This window comes from Flavobacterium sp., from assembly GCF_043780635.1.
GTDB lineage: Bacteria > Bacteroidota > Bacteroidia > Flavobacteriales > Flavobacteriaceae > Flavobacterium.
On record NZ_JAYWCK010000047.1, the window covers coordinates 25552 to 49532 of the forward strand.

A 23981-nucleotide genomic window follows, 5' to 3' on the forward strand; every position below is an offset into this window, starting at 1 on the left:
ATGGAACACAAAATTAAAGTATTAAACGATAAAATTGCTCAGGCTCATTTGGGCGGAGGTTTAAAACGTATTGGAAAACAACATGAAAAGAAAAAATTAACCGCAAGAGAGCGTGTTAATTATTTGTTGGATGAAGGTTCTTTCGAAGAAATTGGCAAGTTGGTTACACACCGAACTACTGATTTCGGAATGGATGCAGAAATCTATTATGGTGATGGAGTTATCACTGGATATGGAACTATTAATGGAAGATTGGTTTATATTTTTGCCCAAGATTTTACGGTTTTTGGAGGTGCATTATCTGAAACACATGCCGAAAAAATATGTAAAGTTATGGATATGGCAGTCAAAATGGGTGCGCCTATCATTGGACTTAACGATTCTGGTGGTGCACGGATTCAGGAAGGAGTTCGTTCTTTGGGAGGTTATGCCGATATTTTTTACAGAAACGTACAAGCATCAGGGGTAATTCCACAAATTTCTGCTATCATGGGCCCTTGCGCAGGCGGAGCTGTTTATTCGCCAGCAATGACTGATTTTACCATGATGGTTGAAGAGACAAGTTATATGTTTGTAACTGGACCTAATGTGGTGAAAACCGTTACCAACGAAACTGTTACTTCAGAAGAATTGGGTGGAGCAAGTACTCATTCTACTAAGTCTGGTGTGGCACATTGGACTTCCACAAATGATGTAGAATGTCTAGAAGATCTTAAACGATTATTGAGTTATTTGCCACAAAGTAATAAAGAAACACCTCATAATTTACCATATCAGTTAAATGATGAGGTTAGGGAGCAATTAGCCAATATTATTCCAGATAATCCGAACAAACCTTATGATATGCATAGCGTGATTGGCGGTATTATTGATGAAAATTCGTTTTTTGAAATTCATAAAAACTATGCCGAAAACATTCTTGTGGGATTTGCACGTTTGGGAGGAAGAAGTATAGGAATTGTTGCCAACCAACCTATGTTTCTTGCCGGTGTTTTGGACGTAAATAGTTCGAAAAAAGCGGCACGTTTTACCCGTTTTTGTGATTGTTTTAATATTCCGTTGCTTGTATTGGTTGATGTACCAGGTTTTTTACCGGGAACCGATCAAGAATGGAACGGTATTATTGTTCACGGAGCAAAATTATTGTACGCTTTAAGCGAAGCTACCGTGCCAAGAGTTACCGTAATCACTCGAAAAGCTTATGGTGGTGCTTATGATGTTATGAATTCAAAACACATTGGTGCTGATATGAATTTTGCTTGGCCAACGGCTGAAATTGCCGTAATGGGAGCCAAGGGAGCATCAGAAATCATCTTCAAAAAAGAAATCAGCGAAGCCGAAGATCCAGCTGCAAAACTTTTAGAAAAAGAAACTGAATATGCTGATTTGTTTGCCAATCCATATACTGCAGCCCAACGGGGTTTTGTCGATGAGGTGATCTTACCGCAAGATACCAGACGTAAATTGATAAAAGCATTTAGTATGCTTGAAAATAAAGTTAGTGTAACGCCTATTAGAAAACACGGAAATATTCCCTTGTAATTTCATAATTGAAGCAACTAAATTTTTTGTTTTCGTTTTTAGTAAAAATTTAAAATAAATAAAATCAAGAGTTACAATGTGTTATTCGTATTTATTTCTTTTGGTTTTACATATGCAAATGTTTCCAGCAATTCTAAAAAAGAAAACAATATAGAATTAGTTTCAAATAAACAAATTGAGGTATTCTATAATAGAAGTAATATATTGATTGATAGTATAGTTATAATTTATTTTTGCCATTTATCCAAACTTATAAAACATCTATTACACGATAACCCTTCAATTTTTTTTTTTTTAAATAGAGAGCAGCGCGTTAAGTCATGGATGCAAGAGAATCGGGAAATCGCATCATTCATTACTTTATTTGAAAATGGAATATGTGCTGAAGTGAACGAACAAAGAAAAACTTAAAAGTAGATTTTGGATCATCCTGAAATAAGAAAAGCTGTACAAAAAATAAATGTTGTACAGCTTTTTTATAGTATGAAAAAAATATTATTTCTATTTCTATTGTAACTGCATCGGGTTTTGTCCTACGGATTGGCCTCTTGTCAGCGCTGTTCCGGCACGTGCTTTAAACATTTGAAGTTTAGACGGCTCAACGGTTTCAGCTCCCCAAACATTATTTTTCACGTCAATATCAGAAGTTTCAAGCATTGGATCTATTTTTATAGAAGCTATTTCTTTGTCGTGAACATAAAATTTCGATGTTTTTGATTCATTAAGTCTCCAAATTTGCGCTGGAATTCTATCAATCAATTTGGTTCCATCTTTAAATGTGAATTCAACAATAATTGGCATTACCAAGCCTCCTTTGTTGGTGAAGTTTAGCTCGTAGAAAAATTTGCTGCTGTATTTTTCTTTTTCTTCTGCTGTAAATTCATCCATTGGTAAAATGGAGGGCACCGGCATATTTTTCAATGCCAAAGTAGTGTCTATTTCAACCAAACCACGTGCGTACTTCCAATAAAAATCTCTTGCTTCTAAATCAGTATCAGTATAGAATTTTAAATCATTTGAAGTGCGATTTCTAACTTTTGAAATGTCTTCAAAAGTATTAACCTCGGGTTTATCTATACGATTTTTCTTGTCTTTTTTATCTTCAACAGTAAATGTGATGTAGTCTGCTTTAGCAAACTTTACACTTTCTAGAGCAATATCACAAGAATCGGTTCCATAGAACCATCCTCTCCAAAACCAATCTAAATCTTCACCACTAGCATCTTCCATTGTTCGGAAAAAATCAGCTGGCGTTGGATGTTTAAAAGCCCAACGTTTAGCATATTCTTTAAAAGCATAATCAAACAATTCCCTTCCCATAATAGTTTCACGCAAAATGTTTAATCCTGTAGCAGGTTTAGAATACGCATTAGGACCAAAGTTTACTATGTTTTCAGAGTTCGACATAATTGGCTCTAATTCATCTTTAGGCAATTTCATATAATCGACAATAGTATAGGCTGGTCCTCTTTTGCTTGGAAACTTATTGTCCCAAAGTTCTTCTGTTAAATATTGAACAAACGTGTTTAATCCCTCGTCCATCCAACTCCATTGACGTTCGTCACTGTTTATAATCATTGGAAAAAAGTTGTGCCCTACCTCATGTATTACCACTCCAAGCATTCCATTTTTGGTATTTTCACTATATGTGCCATCGGCCAGGGCGCGACCATAGTTAAAACAAATCATTGGATATTCCATACCGCTAGCCGCTTCTACACTTTGTGCCACTGGATATGGATATGCAATTGTAAAATCGGAATACGTTTTTATAGTGTGTGCCACGGCACGAGTCGAAAATTTTCGATACAAACCATAGGCTTCTTTTCCATAAAAACTCATGCACATTACTTTTTTACCTTTTATACTTTGTGCCATTGCATCCCAGACAAATTTTGGAGAGGAACCCCAAGCAAAATCACGCACATTATTGGCTTTATAAATCCATGTTTTCTTGGCTTCTGTAATGTTTTGTTCAGATAGTTTAGCTTCTGCCAATGTAACCACTTCTATAGGTTCAATAGCAGTTTGTGCTTTTTGGTAACGAGTCAATTGTGCGGGAGTTAAAACAGTGTTATAATTGGTGCATTCTCCAGTTGAAGTAATGACATGATTGGCCGGAACGGTCATTTTTACATTAAAATCACCAAAAGTTAGCGCAAATTCACCTCTTCCTGTAAATTGATGGTTTTGCCATCCTTGGAAATCGCTGTACACGCACAAACGAGGATACCATTGTGACATTGTAAAAATATAATTTTTTTCGTTTGGAAAAAATTCATAGCCCCCACGACCTCCTCCAGCAATACGATTTGTAATTTTGTAATTCCAATCGACATTAAAAACACAGTGCTGTCCTGATTTTAACTGAGGAATTTCTACACGCATCATTGTTTTGTTAATGGTGTATTTTAATTTTTTTCCTAAAGAATCGGTTATGCTTATTATGTTTATTCCTGCACCGTTGTCGTCCGGTCTGTTGCTTTCTAAATTTGTGTCCATCAATATGTTGTTGCTTGTAGTCGGCATCACACTTGCACTTTGATAGTTGGCATTTTTTAAATTGTTGTGCTCATTCTCGTCGAGTTGTAGCCAAACATAGGTCAATACATCTGGAGAATTATTAAAATAAGTAATGGTTTCGCTTCCTTTTAAAGTCAAGGTTTTTTCGTCCAATTCACAGTTAATGTTATAATTGGCTCTTTGTTGCCAGTATTTAACTCCTGGAGCTCCGCTTGCAGTGCGCTGTTCATTGGGCGTTGATAAAATGCCTCCCAACTGTTCAAACTTATTTCCGTGGTTACTTCCCGGATTGTTTAAAATGTTTTGTGCCATTATTACCTGACCCATAAAAGTCATCAGCAACAGTGTTTTTGCAAATTTGTTCATTTACTATTATTATTAATTAAAAGAAATTCGTTTTAAAGCCATTTGTAGTGATAAACTAAATACTGCAGCGGAAATAAACAATACCCAATTGTTTTTATTTACCTTGAAGTATGCGAGCGCCAATGTGGTAAACAGTAAAATAAAGGCCATAAAAAATAATTGCCCAATTTCCAAACCCAAATTAAAACTCAATAAACCCCATACGATATTTTGATCATTTGCCAAAATTATTCGAATAGTAGTGGCAAAACCCAGCCCGTGTATTAATCCAAAACCCACTGCGAAATAGTAATTAATAGTAGTTGCATTGGTTTTGAATTTTATTTTTGTAATATTACTCAAGGCTGTTATAACTATAGTACAGGGAATTAAAAATTCAACCCAATTACTTGGCAACCGAAAAATATCTATTGCACTTAAAACTAAAGTTATCGAATGTCCAACAGTAAAAGCAGTAACCAGGATGAGAATTTTTTTAATATCTGGAAGAGTATATAAGGCTATTAAACTCAAAATAAATAATTGATGGTCGAGTGCATCGAAACTAACTAAATGCGACCAACCTAATTGAAAATAAAATAAAAAATCGTTTAGGGGCATTTAAGTTCTATTTTATTGACTGGCGTTTGTTACATTTGGTTGCTAAAAGTATTGTATTTTTATTCATTAAGCAAAAATATTATTTATTATGTATTTTCTATATTCAAAAACAACATTATTTTTCATTTTTATATTTGGTTTACATTCTTTTAGTGATTCCTATTTTCATCCATTACACGTTAGTACTACAGAAATATCGTACAATAATAAACAAAAAAGTGTAGAGATTTTATGTAAATTATTTAGCGATGATTTTGAAAATGCGCTCCGTAAACAAAACAAAACTAAAATTGATCTTACTGGTCTTACCTTGCATAACGAAATGGATTTAATTATAAAAAAATACATACAAAATCATTTGCAAATCACAATAAGCGATAAGAAACTAGAACAAAACTATATTGGTTACGAAATAGATCGAGAGGTTGTAAATGTATATTTGGAAATAGAACCTGCAAAACCTTTTAAGAATATAAAAATTGACGACAGTATTCTATGTGACTTCTTTGAAGATCAAATGAATATTGTTCACGTGGAACTTTTTGGAAAACGCAAAAGTGGTCGTTTAGACAATCCTATTACGCAATTGGAGTTTAAATTTTAATTTTTTTATCAAAAAGAAAATAAAGGAGGATTTAAAATCTGTTCAAAGCAATGCGATATTACTAGGAATAGTATTTTTTTATTTTAAATTTTGCTATTTATTTTTCGATTATTTTTAATAAATACTCCATTATTTATTGATTAAATCAACAAATAATGGAGCAGATTTTATATAAGCAAATGCTTATTTTGTCCAAATTCTACTTCTTGAAATACCATTGTGGCAGCTGTTGCACGTACCAGAAGTGATTGATGATGACATAGAATTTGTTGTTGTAGCACCAGTAACAGAAGGATATAAACCGCCAGTGAAGTCGATGGTTGAGGAGGTGTAAAAATGTATCAGGGACGTTAAATGGAACTGTTGTTCCTGACGGGACTTATCAAGTGACGATTCAAGAAACATGGGGTCATGGAACTGCAACTGTTCTTAGATCTTTTTCTTTTACAAAAGGACCAGTTGCAGATCATCCGACACCTGCCGCCGATACTAAATTTACCGGTATTACGCTTGATTGGGTTCCTACAGCATTAGGTCTTAGCGATACTATTTCACCAAATACTAAAGTAGTTATTTATCCAAATCCAACTAATGGAATATTTAATATTGATTTCAAAAATGAAATTAATAATATTAAGGTTTCAAATATGTTGGGACAAGTTGTTTATGAGGAAAAAGTTGCTAAAAGTGCAGCTGGAACAACTAAAAATCTTAATCTTTCCCGTTTTGGAAATGGAATTTACATTATTAAGGTTTCTAATAAGGAAGGAACTTCTAACTACAAAGTAATTTTAGACAAATAATTAAATTTTGTCTAATTTAATCAATAAAAAAGCATTTGTCATTTGGCGGATGCTTTTTTTATTCTTTAGCTTCGGATACAATAGCTTTTATGCCCGGAGTTTCATAAACCTGATAATTCCCTTTGTCATCAGAATAAATTAAATAGGCTTGTAATTCTGGATGTTTGTTCAAAAACACTTTGGCTTTTTCAAGTCCCAGAACTAAAACTCCCGTTGCATTCGCATCCGATGTAATGCATTCTTTGGCAAATATCGAAGCGCTCAATAAATTGTTTTTTGTTGGATAACCGGTTTTTGGATCTATATGATGTACATATTTTACACCATCCTCAATAATGAACCTACGGTAATTTCCTGAGGTGGCAATGGCCATATTTTCTAGTTTAGCAATTGCCTTTAGTGGGTTTCCTGATTCTTTATTGTCAATGGGTTTTTCGATTCCAATTTTCCAGTTCTCGCCATTCGAATTGCGACCTTTGGCGTATACTTCGTCACCAATTTCAACAATATAAGCTGTGATTCCTTTCGAATTTAAATAATCAGAAACCACATCAACGGAATATCCTTGGGCAAATGCATTAAAATCCAAAGCAACTCGTGGGTCTTTTTTAACAACTTTATTGTCTTTTAATTTGATTAATTGAAATCCAACAAATTGAAGCATACTATCAATTTTAGCTTTTTCTATTTTTTGTTTTTTACCGGGTCCAAAACCATAGGCATTGCTCAGTGGATAAATGGTTGGGTCAAAAGCACCTTCAGTATTTTTCCATACTTCTTTGGCTTTATTAAAACACGCTATAAAGTATTTGTCAACGATTACATTTTTTTCATTTGAATTAATTCTCGAAATAATAGAATTGGGGATATAAGTTGAAACAGACAAATCGAAATCTTTTAAAATTTTCTCTATTTCTGGCTGAAAATCTCGGTTTTGATTGTCAAAATAGGTAATGTGATAGGTTGTGCCTTGGGCTTGGCCTTCAATTCTAATAGGTTCTTGTTGAGAGTATATAATTCCCGAATAAAGTAAAAAAAGACTAAGTGTAAATCCAATTTTTCTCATAAGTTCCCCCTTTTTAGTATATGTAAAGGTATAATTTTCTATAGAGATTAATAAAGATTCAAGAAATTATAAAGGAATAAGACTTGTCAAAATTGTTTAACAATTTGTGACACTTATCATTTACATTTGATTTTGTTATATGATTAAAATCACATTTTAATACCTTAATAATCAGTACTTTTGGAAAACAATTTATTAGATTAAGATTGACAATTAAATTTAAAATTATGAAAACAAAATTACTCTCTTTAGCCTTTTTTGCTGCTGCATTATTCTTCTCAGCAAACGGAGCAGCTCAAACTACTGGTTCTATGACTTTTAATTTTACAACAGTACAACAAGGTGGAGCATCAAAGCAGGTAGATGCAGTATGGATTGAAAATGCTGCGGGTACATTTATTAAAACGAACTTACTTTATGTTTCGTCAAACACTGGTGACCATTTACCTCAATTCAGCCTTAAATCAGGTGCTTCTGGAGCTGCTCCTAATGGTAATGGTGGGGTTAATGATGCTACTACTGGTAATACAATAAATGCGATTACGGGTGCTACTCGTACTGCTAGTACTGCTCCATTAGCTTGGGGTGCATATTCGGTTTCTTGGGACGGAAAAACGGGTGCTACAACTCCTGTTTTAGTACCAGATGGTAGTTATAAAGTATGGGTTGAAATGGCTTGGATTGATGGTCCTCCAGATACTCATGATTTTATTAATATGGGATATTCTTTTGCTAAAGGCGCTTCAATAGCTACTACTAATCCGGCTAATGTTGGACCATTATCTACAATGACACTTACTTGGACACCATCGGCTTTGAGTCTTGAAAGTGTTTACAAAACAAAAGTGGCTATCTATCCTAACCCAAGTAATGGTGTTGTCAATTTACAGTACAATGATATTCCTGTAAGTAGGATAGATATTGTAAACGTTTTAGGTCAAGTAGTAAAATCTATAAAAGTAGAAACTACTGACACAGAAAAAAGCAAAAGCATTGATATGTCTGGAGAAGCTAACGGAGTTTACATTGTAAATGTTGCTACAGATCAAACTTCATCTAGCTATAAAGTGGTTTTAGATAAATAGTTTATATTTTCAAATTAAAAAAAGCTCCAAATCACTTAAGACTTGGAGCTTTTTTTATAAAAACACAATTACTTTAATGCCCTAAATGTTCATCGGCAATTTTCAATGCTTCCGATATAATCGCCAATCCTTCATCTATTTCTTTTTCGTTAATACACAATGGTGGAGCAATAAAAATATAACCCCAACGAACAAAAGTATACAATCCCAATTCTCTTACTTTGGCTGCTATTAGATTCGTTACTTTCAAATCTTCGCCAGCTGCATTATACGGAGCGATAAGTTCTCCCGTGGTTTTGCTTTTTAAAATATCCAAACAACCCAGAAGTCCTGTGTTTCTGAAAGCTCCCATACTTGGATGTTTACTTCTCATTTCTTCTATTTTAGACTCTAGGTAAGCACTCATTTTACGAGTGTTCTCTATCAATTTGTCGCTTTCGTAAATGTTGATTACGGCCAATGATGCTGCCAAAGCTACTGGATGAGCATTATAAGTCAATCCAATCATCATTGGTGTGTTATCAAATTTAGCTGCGATTTTATCTGAAACCATCAAACAACCGAGAGGTAAGTAAGAAGAAGTCAAACCTTTTGCCATACAAACCATATCCGGAATAATATCGTGATTTTCGAATCCGAACCATTTTCCGGTTCTTCCAAATCCACTCATTACTTCATCGGCAATGAATAGAATTCCATATTTTTCACAAAGCGCTTTTATTCCTTTCAAATAGCCTTTTGGATAATGTAAACAACCCGAAGATCCACTTTCGCCTTCAAAAATAAAGGCTGCAATATTAGCTTTACCTTCAAAATGAATAACTCTTTCTACATATTCCAAACTTAAATTTAATTTTGTTGCATCGTCTAAATCTTTCATTCCAAAGAAATAGTAAGGATCGTCCAATAGAACTGCATTTGGCATTTGTTGTGAATCGTTGGCCAGTTTTCTTGGATCGCCACCTACGGACATTCCTCCAATGGAACCTCCGTGAAAAGCCCTATATCTTCCCACGATTTTATGTCTTCCGGTATAAAGTCTTGCTAATTTGATGGCATTATCTACAGAAGAAGTACCGCATAAAGTAAAGAAAGCTTTATTCAAATCACCCGGGCAGATTTCTGCTAATTTTTTTGATAATTTGGCACGAATTTCTGTGGTGCAGGTAGGTGTTACAAAACTCACTTTTTGCATTTGTTCTACCACAGCTGCTGTAACTCGTTGATCACCGTGACCGATATTTACCGACATTAATCCGCTGGAGAAATCAATAATTCTTTTTCCTCCAAATTCATACAAATAGACTCCTTCAGCTCTTTCGATAGCAATTGGATTTACGCTTGCTTGTGCTGACCAGGAGAATAGACTGAATTCTTTACTGTCGCAAATAATTTGTTCTTTACTTAACATTATTTTTAAAATTTTAGTTTTAATTTATTTTACGGCGAGATCATAAGTATATACAAGATCATCTCTTACAAATCCCATTTTATGATACAAGCCTTGTGCAATTATATTGTTTTTAGCAGTTCGCAATCGAACTAATTTCACACCAAGTTCCTTTGCTAGTTCGACAGTTTTAAGAATTAGTTTTTCTCCTGTGCCATTATTTCGAATAGTAGAATCAACATACAAGTCGTTTAAAATCAAAATCTTGCTCAATAGAATGGAGGAAAATGTTGGATAAATCAAGGTAAAACCAATCGCTTTTTCTTCTTTCGTATCGTCAAAAGCTAAGAAAATAATGGCTTCGTTATTTTCCATTCTTTCTTTTAAAAAAGATTTGTGTTTTTCAATATTGGAAGGCTTTTTGTAAAAAACGAGGTATTGATCAAACAAGGCTGTCAATTGGTCTAAATCTTGTAGTGTGGCTTTTCGTATCATATTTTTATAATAAATTAGACATTAATACTTCATCTATAAATTGATTCTTATTTTTTAAATAAGTATATTTTTTCAAAACTCCTTCTTTTGTAAAGCCTACACTTTCATAGAGTTGAATGGCTTTTTCGTTATGAATGGCAACGGTCAATTCAATTCTTAAAACAGCATTCTTTTTGCAAAAATCAATGATTTCCAACATCATTTTTCTTCCAAATCCTTTACCGAAATGTTCAGGATGAATGGCTACTCCTCCTAAATATAGGATGTGATCATTCCTGTATTTTTGCCTGATAAGTTTACACATTCCTAAAGTTTCAGAACCCTCTTTATATAGGTATAAAACTTCGTCTTTCAGCAAATCATCAAAAATGGGTCGGAAAGTGTCCAAATCCATCGTTTCATAAAGTAAATATGGATTCACTTCTCGATTCATATATAAATGATAAATATATAAAAAATCGTCCGCTTTTACTTTTTCTAACATAAAATTCTTAATTAGCTCATCCAATTCGTTCCTGCTTCAGGATTCCATTTAGTGGTTGTTTTCTTTTCTTTGGTAAAAAATCCAATCGAACTTTTCCCGGTAATATCACCAGAACCAAAGCGAGATTCATTCCATCCGCCAAAACCAAAAGGTTCTCTAGGAACTGGAACGCCAATGTTTACGCCACACATTCCCGCCGAAGCATTTTCAGTAACATAATTGGCCAAACCGCCACTTTGTGTAAATACAGAACACGCATTTCCATAAGGATTTGCATTTTCAATTGCCAAAGCTTCATCGATAGTTTTAACACGAACAATAGCGAGAACAGGTCCGAAAACTTCTTCTCTTGCAATTTTCATATCGGCAGTGGCATAATCTATTAAGGTAGGACCAACATAAAATCCATTTTCTTTTCCAGGAACAACAGTATTTCTGCCGTCCAAAATGATTTTAGCACCTTGTTGTTCTGCTTCTGTAATGTAACTTTCAATTCTTTCTTTGGCAGCTTTCGAAATCACGGCTCCTAAAGTGGTTCCGCATTGAATTTTTTGAGCGTCACCTATTAATTTATCCAGAATAGCATCGCAATTACCAACAGCAATTAAAGTAGCCGCAGCCATACAACGCTGTCCGGCACAACCACTCATTGAAGCGACAATATTGGACGAAGCCATATCCGGATGTGCGTCTGGCAATAAAATAATATGATTTTTTGCTCCACCAAGAGCTAATACTTGTTTCAAATTATTACTGGCTCTTTGATAAACAATTTTGGCCACTTTGGTAGAACCAACAAAAGTTACTGCTTTGATTCCGGGATGGTCACAAATATTTTCAACTGTTGATTGGGTTCCATTGATTACATTAAAAAGACCGTCAGGAAGTCCGGCTTCTTTTAATAATTTTGCAATATATTGACTGCTGATTGGAACAGATTCCGATGGTTTTAAAATCATGGCATTTCCAAGAGCAATGGCATTTACTATTGTCCAATGCGGAACCATACTTGGAAAATTAAAAGGAACTATTGAAGCTACGATTCCAAGAGGATTTCTGGTAGAAGAACAATAAACTCCTCGGCTAACTTCCATATTTTCACCATTTACAAATTGTGGTAAAGAACAGGCAAATTCTGTAAGTTCGATAGCTTTATCAATTTCTGCTTTTGCTTCTCCGTGAATTTTTCCGTTTTCATTGTAAATAATTTCGGTAAGTTCAACACTATTTTTTTCTAATAACTGTTTGTATTTATAGAAAACTTGTACTCTTTCTTTTAAAGTTACTTTTTGCCAAGCTTTTTGTGCTTTTTCTGCAGTGGCTACAATTTCATTCAAATCTTCCATAGTAGATTCATTGAAAGTAGTTAATTTCTCACCGTCTAAAGGAGAGATAACGGAATGAATTTTTGCGGAACTTCCGGATTTAAACTCCCCGTTTATAAAGTTTTTTACTTCGTTAAATGACATAATATCTAATTTAAATTTTTTTCAAATATACAAAAAATAATAAAAAATAAATAGATTTTTTTGCGTGTATCAAAAATATTGTTAGATTTACAAAAAATTGACACACATGTTAACTTATTTACAAGATTGAATATTTTGAAAAGTGAGGGAAATCTGAGTTAAAAATTAACAGAATTAAACCAATTATTATTTATTAACCAAAACCAAAAACGAATGAAATCAATGAAATCGGTCTCAACAATTGTCGGAGTCGCCTTATTATTTTTGGCAGCTCTTTGCTATTTTATTAACTGGCATGCTTTAGTTCCTGCATTTACTGTATTGGGAATAGCAATTATTACAAGGAAAGCATTGGAACCTCTTATTATAGGTTGTGCTATAGGATTTATCCTTTTAGCAAAACAAGGAGGGTCTAAAGAATGGTTTCCAGAAGGGGAAGGAATGATTTTTCCTTTAAATATGTTTGATGGATTATTTTCATCAATAGCCAGAGATGCTCATGATGGTGGATTAATTTGGGTAATATTAGTATGTATATTATACGGTGCATTTGTTCAGATGGTTGTTGCATCTGGAGGAATTAAAGCTGTAGGTAAATATTCTGAAAACCATGTAAAAACAAAAAAACAATCTTTATTGATGACGTATTGGTTGAGTTTTTTCTTTTTCTTGGACGATTATTTCAGTGCGTTATCAGTAGGAAACACAATGAGACCTATTACAGATAAATTTGGAGTTTCCAGAGATAAATTAGCTTTGGTTTTAAGTTTTGTTTGTGTCCCATTGACAATTATTTTTCCAATTTCTACCTGGACAATTTTTTACGGAACTCAAATCGCCGCAATTGAAGGCGGCGTTATGGATAGTACTGGTCACGCAATTACAAGTCCAATTGAGGCATTTATGCATACTATTCCATATAACTTTTCGGCCTGGATTTCTTTGATTCTTGGAGCTTTAGTAGTTTATGAGTTTCTTCCGGATTTTGCAGGGATAAAAGCTGCAGAAGCCGCTGTTGTTATAGAAGAGAAAAAAGAAAAATTAAATAGAAAAGACAAAAAAGAAGGTAAAGTAATGTATTTTTTAATGCCTTTATTAATATTGATTTTCTGTACCATATTTCCTTATCCTTGGGATTTTGACTATTGGGGAAGTGGATTTACCTTTTCTATGGATTATGTTTTTGGTAGTATCGATGCATTAAGAGGTATCGCAACGGCTTGTGTATTCGTTTATTTGTATTTCTGGATATTCAAAATTGTAGATTTTCATAAAATTTCTGCCAATTTCGTAAAAGGACTTGAAACAATCACCTTTGTATTGGCAGTTTTAGGCTTTACTTATTTATTAAAAGATGTTCAAAACGCATTAGGATTTAATGAGTTTGTTGCTTCACACCTAGAAGGAATTAGTTGGTTAAACAATGCTACACTTCCATTTATAGTTTTTGCATTAGTAGCTTGGATTTGTTGGGCAACTGGCTCAAACTGGGGGATATATGCAATTCTTGTGCCTACAACAGCTATTTTGTCGAATCAGGTTCATGCAGATTTTTGGTTAACTCAAGGAGCATTAGCATCAGGAACAGTTTGGGGAGCAGCAGCTTGTTTCTTCTCAGACAATAGAGTACTTACAGCACAATCTTGTAAAGTGGATATGATGAAACATGGTATTTCACAATTTCCATATCAAATGATCATTTTTGTAGCTTCATCTGTAGTTTATCTTATAGCTGGGTTTGTCTTATAATTTTAATATATGATTCGGAAAGAAATTTTAGAAGATTTTATAATTAGAAACGCTACTCCAGATGATGCAATTCAGATGGAGTACGTTCAAAAACAATGTTATCCTAGCTTGCACGAATCAGCATTGATGAATAGGACTCATTTTATAAATCATATAAAAACATTTCCTGAAGGTCAAATTGTGATTGAAATGGATGGAATCATTGTTGGTTCTGCCAGTTCTATGAGGAGCGATTTTCCAGAACACGATCCTACGTATCTTGAAATTACGGATAATCTATGGATAACTAATACTCACAATCCAGAAGGTGATTGGATGTACGGAATTGATATCGGGGTTTTACCGGAATATCGGGGGATGGGTTTCTCTAGAGAATTATACTTGGCGAGACAAGAAATCGGAAAAAAATTAGGGTTAAAAGGACAATTAATTGCGGGAATGGCGATAGGGTATGGCAGAGTTAAGAACAGAATGACCATAGAAGAGTATTGTTATGCTCTGGAAATTAAAAAGTTTACAGACCCTACAATAACTCCGCAAATGAAAGCAGGTTTCAGGTGGATTAGGCCTCTTTATAATCATATTGATGATCCTCAAGCTGGTTTTGCTTGTGTTTTAATGTATTTGCCAGTAGATGAAAATTATAGAATTGAAAAAACTCGTTAAAATTTAAACCTATGATTTATAATAAAGTTTTAGATGGAAGTTTTATAGTGAGAACCGCAACTCCTGAAGATGCAATTCGGATGGAATATGTTCAAGCACAATGTTTTCCAACTTTACATGAATCAGAGTTGATGAATAGGGCACATTTTGCAAATCATATCAAAGTGTTTCCGGAAGGTCAGTTGGTTGTAGAGAAAGACGGTTTAGTTATAGGTTCTGCCAGCACATTTAGATGTGATTTTCCTGAACATGAGCATACTTTTTTAGATTCTTGTGATAACTTATGGATTACGAATGCTCACAAATCAGATGGTGATTGGATGTATGGTTTTGATATGGGAGTTCTGCCAGAATATAGAGGATTAGGACTTTCCAAAGAAATGTACAAAGCACGTCATCAAGTTTGCCGAACATTGGGTATAAAAGCACAGATAATTGCCGGAATGACTATTGGGTATGGAAAGGTAAAAGACCAAATGACTATTGAGGAATATTGTGAACGATTAGGAAATAATGAATTTACGGATCCAACAATTACACCTCAAATGAAATCTGGCTTTCGATGGATTAAGCCATTATACAATTATATAAGTGATCCTGAATCGGGTGATGCAAGTATTTTAATGTACTATCCAGTTGATGAGAATTATAAATTAGAAGAAAAATATTTTAAATAAATAATGATTGGCTACTGGCTTTTGCCAAAGGCCTAAAAACTAAAAAAATGAAACATATTAAGAAAGTATCAGAAATTCCTGGCCCAAAAAGCGCTTTAATATTAGCAAGAAGAATGGCAGCTTTGCCAGCGGGTTTAGGAAAATCTACCGAAGTGGTTGTAGAAAAAGCCGAAGGAGCTTTGGTATGGGATGTTGATGGGAATCAGCTAATTGATTTTGCCGGTGGAATTGGGATGGTGAATCTAGGTCATAGACCAGAAGCTGTTGTCAATGCTATCAAAGATCAAATGGACAAATACATTCATACCGGAGCATTGGTAACCACTTTCGAGCCGTATATAGAATTTGCCGAAATGCTTAATGCTATAACTCCTGGTGATTTTCCTAAGAAAACTTTATTAGCTTGTTCTGGTTCCGAAGCAGTAGAAAACGCTATTTCTACAGCTAAATATTTTACAAAAAGACCTGCTATCATTTGTTTCGAAGGGGCTTATCACGGACGTACAATGCTAACTTTGAGTTTGACCAGTAAATACGGTTTATTCAAACGAGGTTTTGGAAATTTCGCTCCGGATATTTACCGTTTTCATTCACCAAATGTGTACAGAAAACCGGATAGTATGACCAAAGAAGAATACATTGATTTTTGTATCGAACGTTTTGACCAAAATCTAATTTCTCATGTTGATCCATCTGCAGTGGCAGCAATTATCATTGAGCCAGTTCAAGGTGAAGGTGGATTTATTCCAGTTCCAAAACGTTTTCTTGAAAAAATTAGACAAGTTTGTGACCAACACGGTATTGTTTTCATCGCTGACGAAGTACAAGCTGGAGCAGGAAGAACTGGGAAATTTCTTTCTATCGAACATTCTGGCGTAATTCCAGACATTGTAACAATGGCAAAATCTATCGGTTCAGGAATGCCAATTAGTGCTACCACTGGTAGAGCTGATATTATGGATGCACCGCATTTAGGTGGAGTTGGAGGAACGTATTCAGGAAGTCCACTTGCAGTAGTAGCTGCTTTAGAAACCGTGAAACAAATCAACACGCCAGAGTTTTTGGCAAAAGCCACTCATGTTGGAAACATCATTACAAACCGTTTGACTGCAATGAGCGAAAAATTTTCAATCATTGGCGATATTCGTGGAATAGGAGCAATGCTTGTTGTAGAATTTGTAAAAGACAGAAAAACCAAAGAGCCAGATATGGATTTTGCAATGGCAGTAATCAAAAAATGTGTTTCTAATGGTTTGATTTTGATTCGTGCCGGTTTATACACAAACTGTATCCGTTTCTTGCCTCCAATTGTAATCACTGACGAACAATTAAACGAAGGAATGGACGTAATTGAACAAGCAATTGCAGACGTTTTATCTGAAAGAAAATAGATTCAAATAACTTAAATACTCTACTTCCCTCTCTTTTGGAGAGGGGTTGTGGGTGAAAAAAAAATGAATTTCAAATTAATATATAATGCCAATATTATTACTATGGATGATGCTTTTCCAAAAGCAGATGCTATGGTAATTAATACTTTGGGAAAAATCGAAGCCGTTGGAACTGAAAAAGAATTGCGAGATAAATTCTTCTCTTTTTCTAAAGAAGTTAATTTTCAAGGCAAAACGATTGTACCAGGTCTAAATGATGCTCATATTCACGTATGGAAAATCGGTCATCTTCGAACGTATATGCTCGATGTTCGTGGTATAAAATCCATTGTTGAATTCAAAGTAAAATTAAAAGATTTCGTAGAAAAAAATCCAGGTACAAATTGGATTATGGCTCGCGGAATCAATGAAATGGTGCTCGAAGAAAAACGATTGCCAACCAAAGAAGATTTGGATGAAGTGATTTCTGATAGACCTGTTTTTGTAATCAGAACTTGTGCTCACGTTGGTATCGCCAATTCAAAAGCTATTGAAATTTCGGAAGTTTCAGAAACAACCGAAGTCCCTTTTGGTGGAGAAATTCGTAAAAATAAAGATGGAAGTCTACAAGGTATTTTTACCGAAAGAGCATTGGGATTGATTATGAACAACATTCCCGCTTTTACTTTCGATGAATATAAAAATATGATTCTCGAAGCACATAATTATTTGTTGAGTCTCGGAATTACAAGTGCTACTGATCCTGCTGCAAACGAAGAACTTTTGGATGCTTACATTCGATTGGATAAGGAAGGATTGTTGAAAGTACGAATGAATGTTTTTCCGCTTCGAATTCCTGACGGAAGTGACGAAATTCAGGTTTTACCAGAAATATATGAATCGGAATTTTTGCAAATAAAAACCGTGAAGTTTTTTTCTGATGGAGGCTTGAGTTCAGCTACAGCAGCAATTAATGTTCCTTACAAAAATACCGATGGATATAAAGGTGTTTTGCGATTGGATTATGATAAATTCTATGAAACTGCCAAAGAAGCGGTTGACAAAGGATTTTCAGTGGCAACACATGCAATCGGCCATCAGGCGGTCGACTTGACTTTGAAAGTGTATCGCGATTTATTCAAAATCGATACTACTTTACAACACAGAATAGAACACGTTGGATTTTTATCCAATGAAAATATAAAGGATTTTCAGACGATGAATATGACTGCCGCAATGCAGCCGATTTTCATTTACGAATTGGCAAATAATTTCAAAAGTACTTTGCCAGACGAATTATTGGATGTGGTTTATCCTTGCAAAACCGTTTTGGATAACGGAATAAATTTGGCGTTATCAACCGATGGTCCTGTGGTGAAAGAAATAAATCCTTGGGTCAATATGGAAACAGCGGTCACACGAAAAGCAGCCGATGGTTTCGTTATTGGCGAAAGCCAAAAAATCACTTTTCAGCAAGCTTTAAAAGCTTACACGCTCGGAAGTGCCATTGCCGATAATTTAGGACATTTAAAAGGAAGTCTTTCCAAAGGGAAATTTGCCGATTTTATTGTTTTGGATAAAGACCCTTTTGAATTAGAAAATGTTTCTGACGTTGAAGCCAGTCAAACTTGGATAAACGGAGAATTAAAATATAAAAAATAGTTAATGGTTATGGATTTTAAAGCCCAAAACCCAAAACATAAAACCCCAACCCAATAATGAGTGCACTCGACGACGATTTAGATTATCAAATATTGAAACTGCTTCAAAAAGACGGCAGAATGTCATTTACTGAAATTTCAAAAGAAATTAACGTAGCTGTGAGTACGATTCGACACCGTTTTATCAATTTGGTCGAAGATGGTACTTTGAAAATAATAGGAAGGATTGACCCCAATAAAATTGGATTTAATGCCTATGCAAGTGTTTTAATTTCAGTTAAACCAAAGACGTTTATGAACTCTATTTTTGAAGAATTAATAAAGTTGCCGGAAATAAGTTTTTTGGCATTGGTATCAGGAGATTTTGATATTGAAGCCAATGTAATGTGTCGAGATATGGAACATCTTAATGAATTAATAGGCGAAAAAATACACGTTTTGGACGGTGTTTATGATACCAAAACCAATATGTATATGAAAATTTATAAAATTTCACAACCAGATTTAGAATTAGCAAAATTATCAAGCAAGCAAAATGAATAATACAGACAAATTATACGAAAGAAGGAAAAATAGTGTGCCAAATGCTTTGGGGATTTTCAATCCATCCAGTATTCAATCAGCCAAAGGAGCCATAATCATTGACGCTGATGGCAATGAATTAATTGATTTCGCAGGAGGTATTGGTGTAAATAATGCAGGTCACGGTGTGCCCGAAATTATTGAAGCCATAAAAATTCAGGCCGATAAATTTATCCATGCTTCATTCAACGTATCTGTCTATGAGCAATATCTAGATTTGACCGAAAAATTGTGCGAAATACTTCCTCACGGAGATTCCACCAAAGCAATGCTGACATTATCAGGTGCTGAGTCTGTTGAAAATGCTATCAAAATTGCTCGTGCCGTAACTGGGAAATCAGGGATTATTTGTTATGATGGTTCGTTTCACGGGCGTACAATGATGGCAATGACTTTGACATCTAACGTGAAATACAAAGAAGGCGCCGGTCCTTATGCTCCTGAAGTGTATCGTTTGGAATATCCATATTACAAACCGAGTATGAACGCCAGAATGTCTCAGGATGAATTCGACGATTTGATGATTATGAAGTTGCACAAGACTTTTTCATCAACGGTTTCGGCTACTCAAACGGCAGCAATCATAATGGAATTGGTTCAAGGCGAAGGTGGTTTCACGGTAGCTTCTAAAAAATATGTGCAGTATTTACGTAAATTCTGTACTGAAAATAATATTTTCTTGATTTTTGATGAAGTTCAATCCGGTTTCGGTCGTACAGGGAAATGGGCAGCTTATGAGCATTATGGAGTAACTCCGGATTTGTCCACTTGGGCAAAATCTATGGGTGGCGGAATGCCAATTGGTGCCGTTATTGGCAAAGCTGAAATTATGGATGCCATAAAACCAGGGCTTATTGGAGGAACCTATCTTGGAGGACCTTTGAGTTGCGTAGCTTCGTTGGCTAGCATTAATTATATGCAAAAAAACAATATCAATGCCGCTGGTGAAAAAGTCGGTAAAGTGGTTCGTGGCAGATTCAATCAGTTACAGGCTTTATATCCAAAAAACATTACTGATGTTCGCGGTTTAGGAGCGATGATGGCTATTGAATTTTTTAATCCAACAACTGGAATGCCTGATGGGGTTTCAACAAAAGCAATTGTGGATAAATGCCTTGCAAAAGGATTAATCGTAATCACATCCGGAACCTATGGAAATTGCATCCGAATATTGAGTCCTTTATTTATTGCAGACGAAATCTTGGAAAAAGGTTTGGAAATTTTGGAAGAAACTATAAAAGAAGTGCTCTAATGAGAAAACAATATATAAACGGAGAATGGTGCGACGCAATTAGTGGTGCCACTTGGGATTTGCAAAGTCCTTCTACCGAAGAAATTTTAGATAAAGTTCCTTTCGGGAATGCTGGTGATTGTAAAAAAGCGATTGCGGCAGCCGATGCTTCTTTCAAAACTTGGAAAAATACAACGCCTTACTTTAGGGCTGAAATTCTAAAAAAAGCAGCCGATTATATGCGTACCAATGCTGAGTCTTTCGCCAAAGAAACTTCATTGGAAACAGGAAAACCAATGCTAGAATCTCGTGGAGAATGGCAGGTTTCAGCCAACCTTTTTGAATGGTACGCCGAAGAAGGAAAACGCAGTTACGGGCGAGTGATTCCGTCAAGCAGAATCGACAAACGCTCTATGGTTATTTATCAGCCGTTAGGAGTTATTGGTGTGATTACAGCCTGGAATTTCCCGGCTTATAATCCTGCGCGCGCAGTTGCAGCTGCTTTAGCCGCTGGTTGTAGTGTGGTGATGAGAGGCTCTGAATTTACACCTTTGTCGAGTTTTAATATGGCAAAAGCGTTGCATGAAGCCGGAATACCAAAAGGAGTTTTCAATTTAATCAACACAGAACCAGTTTCTACTGGAATCGAAATGATTGAAAATCCTTTATTGAAAAAAATAAGTTTTACTGGAAGTACAAGAGTTGGCAAAATTCTGATGGATGGAGCATCTAAAACGTCGACTAAATTATCGCTTGAATTGGGCGGAAATGCTCCGGTAATTATTGAAAAAGATATAGATGTTGAAGCGATTGCGCATCAAGCAATTGTTGCCAAATTGAGAAATTGTGGTCAGGTTTGTGTTTCTCCACAGCGTTTTTATGTGCATTCGGATATTTTCAATCAATTTGTATCTATTGTAAAAGATGATATTTCGAAATTGAAAACCGGAATTAATGGAGGTGATATTGATTTTGTTGGACCGTTAATTAATAAAACCCAGCAAAAGCATTCCTTGGCAATGCTCGAAAAAGCAAAAAGTGATGGAGCAACAATTCATATTGGTGGAGAAGCTTCGGAAAAAGGATTTTTCGTTCATCCGGCTTTGATTGAAGCAAGACAAACTCAGGAATTCATCAAGACGGAAGTGTTTGGTCCGTTGATGATTGTGATTCCTTTCGAAACTAAAGAACAAGTGCTAGAATGGGCGAATGACACCGAATATGGTTTGGCTTCTTATGTATTTACCAATCATATCAAAACCGCTAATTTCTATGCAGAAAATCTGGAATTTGGAATGGTAGGAATCAACGAATGGGCTGCACACGGAACAGAATTGCCTTTCGTGGGAATAAAAAGTAGTGGAATTGGTCACGAATCCGGTTCCGAAGGATTAAAAGAATACTTGGAATTAAAATTAATCAGTTACGGGAATATGTCTTAATATAATGCCTGACAGGTTTTTAAAACCTATCAGGTATAATACATCAAATTATGAAAAAAGAAATTTTAGGCAAGTACATTTTGCAAACTGCTACACCAGAATATGCAAAACAAGAAGCTGAACTTCAAAAAATTGTTTTTCCAACTTTGTCGGAAGAAGAACTAATGACGGAAGCTCAATATAAAAGGCATATTGAGATTTTCCCTGAAGGTCAAATGATTGTTTTGGATGGAGATAGAGTTATAGCAGCAACAACAACTTTGATGCAAAATTATCACAAAGGGCACCATACTTTCCTGGAGATTTCGGATAATTTATGGTTAGGAACTCACGACCCAAAAGCGGATTGGCTTTATGGATTGGATGTTTCTGTTCATCCTGATTATCAAGGAAAAGGTATTGGAAGAGAAATCTACAATGCACGTCAGGAAGTAGCTAGAGCAATGGGAACTAAAGGTCAAATGACTGCAGGAATGCCTATTGGTTATGACAAAGTAAAAGACCAAATGACGATTGCCGAATATTGTGAGAAATTAATAAAAGGCGAAATCATTGATCCAACAGTTACGGCTCAAACCAAATGCGGATTCATTTTGGTCGAACCATTATTTGATTATTTAGATGATCCCCGAAGCGGAAACTGTTCGGTTTTGATGTATTGGCCTTTGGATCCAAACACAAAATTGAGCGAGAATCATTAATTATTTTTTTGATGTTAAAACAAGAATTATTTGCTGATTTAAAAGTAGTTGAACTTGCCGGAGTTTTGGCTGGTCCTGCTGTTGGAATGTTCTTTTCAGAACTCGGTGCAAATGTTCTAAAAGTAGAAAATCCATCCAATAATGGAGATGTAACGCGCAGTTGGCGTTTGGAATCAGAAAGTCAAAATACACAGTCTGCCTATTATAGTAGTGTGAATTACAACAAAACTATTATTTGGGCAGATTTAAAAAAAGCTGCTGATTTGGAAATGGTATTAAATCATATCGCATCAGCAGATGTCGTGATTTCCAATTTCAAACCTTCATCCGCTAAACAATTAGGATTGGATGCGATTACGATATGTAAAAAATTTCCCAAACTGATTTATGCACAAATTAGCGGCTACGGTATTGATGATGAAACTCCTGCCTTTGATGTAGTACTTCAAGCTGAAGCTGGTTTTATGTTCATCAACGGAGAAACTGGAGGTGTGCCTTTAAAAATGCCAATTGCAATGATAGATATTTTGGCTGCGCATCAGTTGAAAGAAGCAGTATTAGTTGCTTTATTACAGCGTTCCAAAACAGGTTTGGGGTCAATAGCTCATGTTTCATTATATAATGCGGCGCTTTCGTCATTGGCAAATCAGGCAACAAACTATTTAATGGGAGGTGAAATTCCACAACGAATGGGAAGTTTGCACCCAAATATTGCTCCTTATGGAGAAACGTTTTATACAAACGATGGAAAAGCAATTGTGCTTGCCGTTGGGAATGATAAGCAATTTGAATCTCTATGTGGATGTCTAGATTTAAAAAACGTTGATGCTTTAAATTTGTTTAAAAATAATATTTTACGAGTTCAAAACCGTATAAAATTAGGAGAAATATTAGCTGAAGCATTTTCGAAATTTGATAGTGAAACTCTGTTAAAAGAACTAAAAAGCGATAATGTTCCGTGTGGAGATATTCGTTCGATGGACGAAGTTTTAGATAATGAAACCGCACAAAAATTGATTTTATCAGAAACGTTGAAAGACGGCCAAATCACAAAAAGAATGGCTAGTGCAGTTTTTGATATTTTTTAAAAAGATTTAAAATAAAGAAAAATACAATGATAATAAAATCTATAAATCCCAATTCTCAAGCAGTAATTGCAGAACGCGAAGTTTTGCCCGAAGAATAATTGGGACAAAAAAATCATCAAAACCGAAGATTCATCAGTCGCATTGACAAAAATTGTAGAACAATCGGTGACAATTTATTTGTAGCCCAAATTAATTCAGATTTATTATTCATAAAATAGAAAATATGTATAAAATGTATATCAATGGAGCTTTTGTAGATTCTGTTTCCAAGAAAACCAGAAACATACTAAATCCTGCTACAAAAGAGGTGATAGCAACCGTTCCAGAAGCACAAATCGAAGATGTAAATACTGCTGTCGATGCTGCAAGAGCTGCATTCGACGGTGA

Annotated in this window: 22 protein-coding genes; 15 read left to right on the plus strand and 7 right to left on the minus strand. The window is 35.0% G+C overall.

What is annotated here, in order from left to right; all coding sequences use genetic code 11:
- Entirely contained in the window at positions 1-1542 is a 1542-nt protein-coding gene (locus ACH2BV_RS04735) for an acyl-CoA carboxylase subunit beta (protein ID WP_395049573.1), read from the plus strand.
- Positions 1543-2049: 507 nt separating this feature from the next.
- Here ACH2BV_RS04735 and ACH2BV_RS04740 read toward each other — a convergent pair.
- Together ACH2BV_RS04740 and ACH2BV_RS04745 are read right to left on the minus strand one after the other, a co-directional pair.
- Positions 2050-4431, minus strand: coding sequence for a M1 family metallopeptidase (locus ACH2BV_RS04740; protein WP_395049574.1), 2382 nt, complete (start codon positions 4429-4431; stop codon positions 2050-2052).
- 12 nt (positions 4432-4443) lie between these two features.
- Positions 4444-5031 (minus strand): HupE/UreJ family protein, encoded by a 588-nt coding sequence (locus ACH2BV_RS04745; protein ID WP_395049575.1) that lies wholly within the window; start codon positions 5029-5031, stop codon positions 4444-4446.
- Between the two features lie 88 nt (positions 5032-5119).
- Here ACH2BV_RS04745 and ACH2BV_RS04750 point away from each other — a divergent pair, with 88 nt between their 5' ends.
- Positions 5120-5635: a DUF6702 family protein gene (locus ACH2BV_RS04750; protein WP_395049576.1), complete on the plus strand. Its 516-nt coding sequence runs from the start codon at positions 5120-5122 to the stop codon at positions 5633-5635.
- Between the two features lie 320 nt (positions 5636-5955).
- Positions 5956-6438, plus strand: a complete 483-nt coding sequence (locus ACH2BV_RS04755) for a T9SS type A sorting domain-containing protein (protein WP_395049577.1) — start codon at positions 5956-5958, stop codon at positions 6436-6438.
- Positions 6439-6496: 58 nt separating this feature from the next.
- On the opposite strand, the gene ACH2BV_RS04760 is transcribed toward ACH2BV_RS04755, so the two are convergent.
- Positions 6497-7504 (minus strand): FAD:protein FMN transferase, encoded by a 1008-nt coding sequence (locus ACH2BV_RS04760; protein ID WP_395049578.1) that lies wholly within the window; start codon positions 7502-7504, stop codon positions 6497-6499.
- Positions 7505-7731: 227 nt separating this feature from the next.
- Between ACH2BV_RS04760 and ACH2BV_RS04765 the strand changes: the two genes are divergently transcribed.
- Entirely contained in the window at positions 7732-8589 is an 858-nt protein-coding gene (locus tag ACH2BV_RS04765) for a T9SS type A sorting domain-containing protein (protein ID WP_395049579.1), read from the plus strand.
- Positions 8590-8662: 73 nt separating this feature from the next.
- On the opposite strand, the gene ACH2BV_RS04770 is transcribed toward ACH2BV_RS04765, so the two are convergent.
- The 4 genes from ACH2BV_RS04770 to ACH2BV_RS04785 are packed head-to-tail and all read right to left on the minus strand — an operon-like array spanning position 8663 to position 12427.
- Positions 8663-10000, minus strand: a complete 1338-nt coding sequence (locus ACH2BV_RS04770; RefSeq protein ID WP_395049580.1) for an aminotransferase class III-fold pyridoxal phosphate-dependent enzyme — start codon at positions 9998-10000, stop codon at positions 8663-8665.
- A 24-nt stretch (positions 10001-10024) separates the two neighbouring features.
- Positions 10025-10474: a GNAT family N-acetyltransferase gene (locus ACH2BV_RS04775; protein ID WP_395049581.1), complete on the minus strand. Its 450-nt coding sequence runs from the start codon at positions 10472-10474 to the stop codon at positions 10025-10027.
- 4 nt (positions 10475-10478) lie between these two features.
- Positions 10479-10958, minus strand: a complete 480-nt coding sequence (locus ACH2BV_RS04780; protein WP_395049582.1) for a GNAT family N-acetyltransferase — start codon at positions 10956-10958, stop codon at positions 10479-10481.
- A gap of 11 nt (positions 10959-10969) precedes the next feature.
- Positions 10970-12427 (minus strand): CoA-acylating methylmalonate-semialdehyde dehydrogenase, encoded by a 1458-nt coding sequence (locus ACH2BV_RS04785; protein WP_395049583.1) that lies wholly within the window; start codon positions 12425-12427, stop codon positions 10970-10972.
- Positions 12428-12640: 213 nt separating this feature from the next.
- Here ACH2BV_RS04785 and ACH2BV_RS04790 point away from each other — a divergent pair, with 213 nt between their 5' ends.
- The 11 genes from ACH2BV_RS04790 to ACH2BV_RS04840 form a co-directional block, all read left to right on the plus strand.
- Positions 12641-14176 (plus strand): hypothetical protein, encoded by a 1536-nt coding sequence (locus ACH2BV_RS04790; RefSeq protein WP_395049584.1) that lies wholly within the window; start codon positions 12641-12643, stop codon positions 14174-14176.
- Positions 14177-14185: 9 nt separating this feature from the next.
- Positions 14186-14842 (plus strand): GNAT family N-acetyltransferase, encoded by a 657-nt coding sequence (locus ACH2BV_RS04795; protein ID WP_395049585.1) that lies wholly within the window; start codon positions 14186-14188, stop codon positions 14840-14842.
- 11 nt (positions 14843-14853) lie between these two features.
- The gene (locus ACH2BV_RS04800; RefSeq protein ID WP_395049586.1) at positions 14854-15519 is read left to right on the plus strand and encodes a GNAT family N-acetyltransferase; all 666 of its coding nucleotides are present in this window, start codon (positions 14854-14856) and stop codon (positions 15517-15519) included.
- A gap of 47 nt (positions 15520-15566) precedes the next feature.
- Positions 15567-16910 (plus strand): aspartate aminotransferase family protein, encoded by a 1344-nt coding sequence (locus ACH2BV_RS04805; protein WP_395049587.1) that lies wholly within the window; start codon positions 15567-15569, stop codon positions 16908-16910.
- A gap of 63 nt (positions 16911-16973) precedes the next feature.
- Complete coding sequence (locus tag ACH2BV_RS04810; RefSeq protein ID WP_395049588.1) at positions 16974-18551, plus strand: amidohydrolase; 1578 nt, start codon at positions 16974-16976, stop codon at positions 18549-18551.
- Positions 18552-18607: 56 nt separating this feature from the next.
- A complete protein-coding gene (locus ACH2BV_RS04815) occupies positions 18608-19093 on the plus strand; it encodes an Lrp/AsnC family transcriptional regulator (RefSeq protein WP_395049589.1) in 486 nt (161 codons plus the stop codon).
- The gene (locus ACH2BV_RS04820; RefSeq protein WP_395049590.1) at positions 19086-20384 is read left to right on the plus strand and encodes an aspartate aminotransferase family protein; all 1299 of its coding nucleotides are present in this window, start codon (positions 19086-19088) and stop codon (positions 20382-20384) included. Before ACH2BV_RS04815 ends, ACH2BV_RS04820 begins: the two co-directional genes overlap by 8 nt.
- Entirely contained in the window at positions 20384-21805 is a 1422-nt protein-coding gene (locus tag ACH2BV_RS04825) for an NAD-dependent succinate-semialdehyde dehydrogenase (protein ID WP_395049591.1), read from the plus strand. The genes ACH2BV_RS04820 and ACH2BV_RS04825 overlap by 1 nt, the downstream gene beginning before the upstream one ends.
- Before the next feature lie 50 nt (positions 21806-21855).
- Positions 21856-22506 (plus strand): GNAT family N-acetyltransferase, encoded by a 651-nt coding sequence (locus ACH2BV_RS04830; protein WP_395049592.1) that lies wholly within the window; start codon positions 21856-21858, stop codon positions 22504-22506.
- Positions 22507-22517: 11 nt separating this feature from the next.
- On the plus strand, positions 22518-23594 hold the full coding sequence (locus ACH2BV_RS04835; protein ID WP_395049593.1) for a CaiB/BaiF CoA transferase family protein: 1077 nt from the start codon (positions 22518-22520) through the stop codon (positions 23592-23594).
- Between the two features lie 232 nt (positions 23595-23826).
- Positions 23827-23981: aldehyde dehydrogenase family protein (locus ACH2BV_RS04840; protein ID WP_395049594.1), on the plus strand; the 155-nt coding region annotated here is incomplete at its 3' end.

Excerpts from the sequence above, each read along its gene's own strand:
- ACH2BV_RS04735 (WP_395049573.1), top strand. The coding sequence starts at position 1 with ATGGAACACAAAATTAAAGTATTAAACGATAAAATTGCTCAGGCTCAT.
- ACH2BV_RS04740 (WP_395049574.1), bottom strand. The coding sequence starts at position 4,431 with ATGAACAAATTTGCAAAAACACTGTTGCTGATGACTTTTATGGGTCAG.
- ACH2BV_RS04745 (WP_395049575.1), bottom strand. The coding sequence starts at position 5,031 with ATGCCCCTAAACGATTTTTTATTTTATTTTCAATTAGGTTGGTCGCAT.
- ACH2BV_RS04750 (WP_395049576.1), top strand. The coding sequence starts at position 5,120 with ATGTATTTTCTATATTCAAAAACAACATTATTTTTCATTTTTATATTT.
- ACH2BV_RS04760 (WP_395049578.1), bottom strand. The coding sequence starts at position 7,504 with ATGAGAAAAATTGGATTTACACTTAGTCTTTTTTTACTTTATTCGGGA.
- ACH2BV_RS04765 (WP_395049579.1), top strand. The coding sequence starts at position 7,732 with ATGAAAACAAAATTACTCTCTTTAGCCTTTTTTGCTGCTGCATTATTC.
- ACH2BV_RS04770 (WP_395049580.1), bottom strand. The coding sequence starts at position 10,000 with ATGTTAAGTAAAGAACAAATTATTTGCGACAGTAAAGAATTCAGTCTA.
- ACH2BV_RS04775 (WP_395049581.1), bottom strand. The coding sequence starts at position 10,474 with ATGATACGAAAAGCCACACTACAAGATTTAGACCAATTGACAGCCTTG.
- ACH2BV_RS04780 (WP_395049582.1), bottom strand. The coding sequence starts at position 10,958 with ATGTTAGAAAAAGTAAAAGCGGACGATTTTTTATATATTTATCATTTA.
- ACH2BV_RS04785 (WP_395049583.1), bottom strand. The coding sequence starts at position 12,427 with ATGTCATTTAACGAAGTAAAAAACTTTATAAACGGGGAGTTTAAATCC.
- ACH2BV_RS04790 (WP_395049584.1), top strand. The coding sequence starts at position 12,641 with ATGAAATCAATGAAATCGGTCTCAACAATTGTCGGAGTCGCCTTATTA.
- ACH2BV_RS04795 (WP_395049585.1), top strand. The coding sequence starts at position 14,186 with ATGATTCGGAAAGAAATTTTAGAAGATTTTATAATTAGAAACGCTACT.
- ACH2BV_RS04800 (WP_395049586.1), top strand. The coding sequence starts at position 14,854 with ATGATTTATAATAAAGTTTTAGATGGAAGTTTTATAGTGAGAACCGCA.
- ACH2BV_RS04805 (WP_395049587.1), top strand. The coding sequence starts at position 15,567 with ATGAAACATATTAAGAAAGTATCAGAAATTCCTGGCCCAAAAAGCGCT.
- ACH2BV_RS04810 (WP_395049588.1), top strand. The coding sequence starts at position 16,974 with ATGAATTTCAAATTAATATATAATGCCAATATTATTACTATGGATGAT.
- ACH2BV_RS04815 (WP_395049589.1), top strand. The coding sequence starts at position 18,608 with ATGAGTGCACTCGACGACGATTTAGATTATCAAATATTGAAACTGCTT.
- ACH2BV_RS04820 (WP_395049590.1), top strand. The coding sequence starts at position 19,086 with ATGAATAATACAGACAAATTATACGAAAGAAGGAAAAATAGTGTGCCA.
- ACH2BV_RS04825 (WP_395049591.1), top strand. The coding sequence starts at position 20,384 with ATGAGAAAACAATATATAAACGGAGAATGGTGCGACGCAATTAGTGGT.
- ACH2BV_RS04830 (WP_395049592.1), top strand. The coding sequence starts at position 21,856 with ATGAAAAAAGAAATTTTAGGCAAGTACATTTTGCAAACTGCTACACCA.
- ACH2BV_RS04835 (WP_395049593.1), top strand. The coding sequence starts at position 22,518 with ATGTTAAAACAAGAATTATTTGCTGATTTAAAAGTAGTTGAACTTGCC.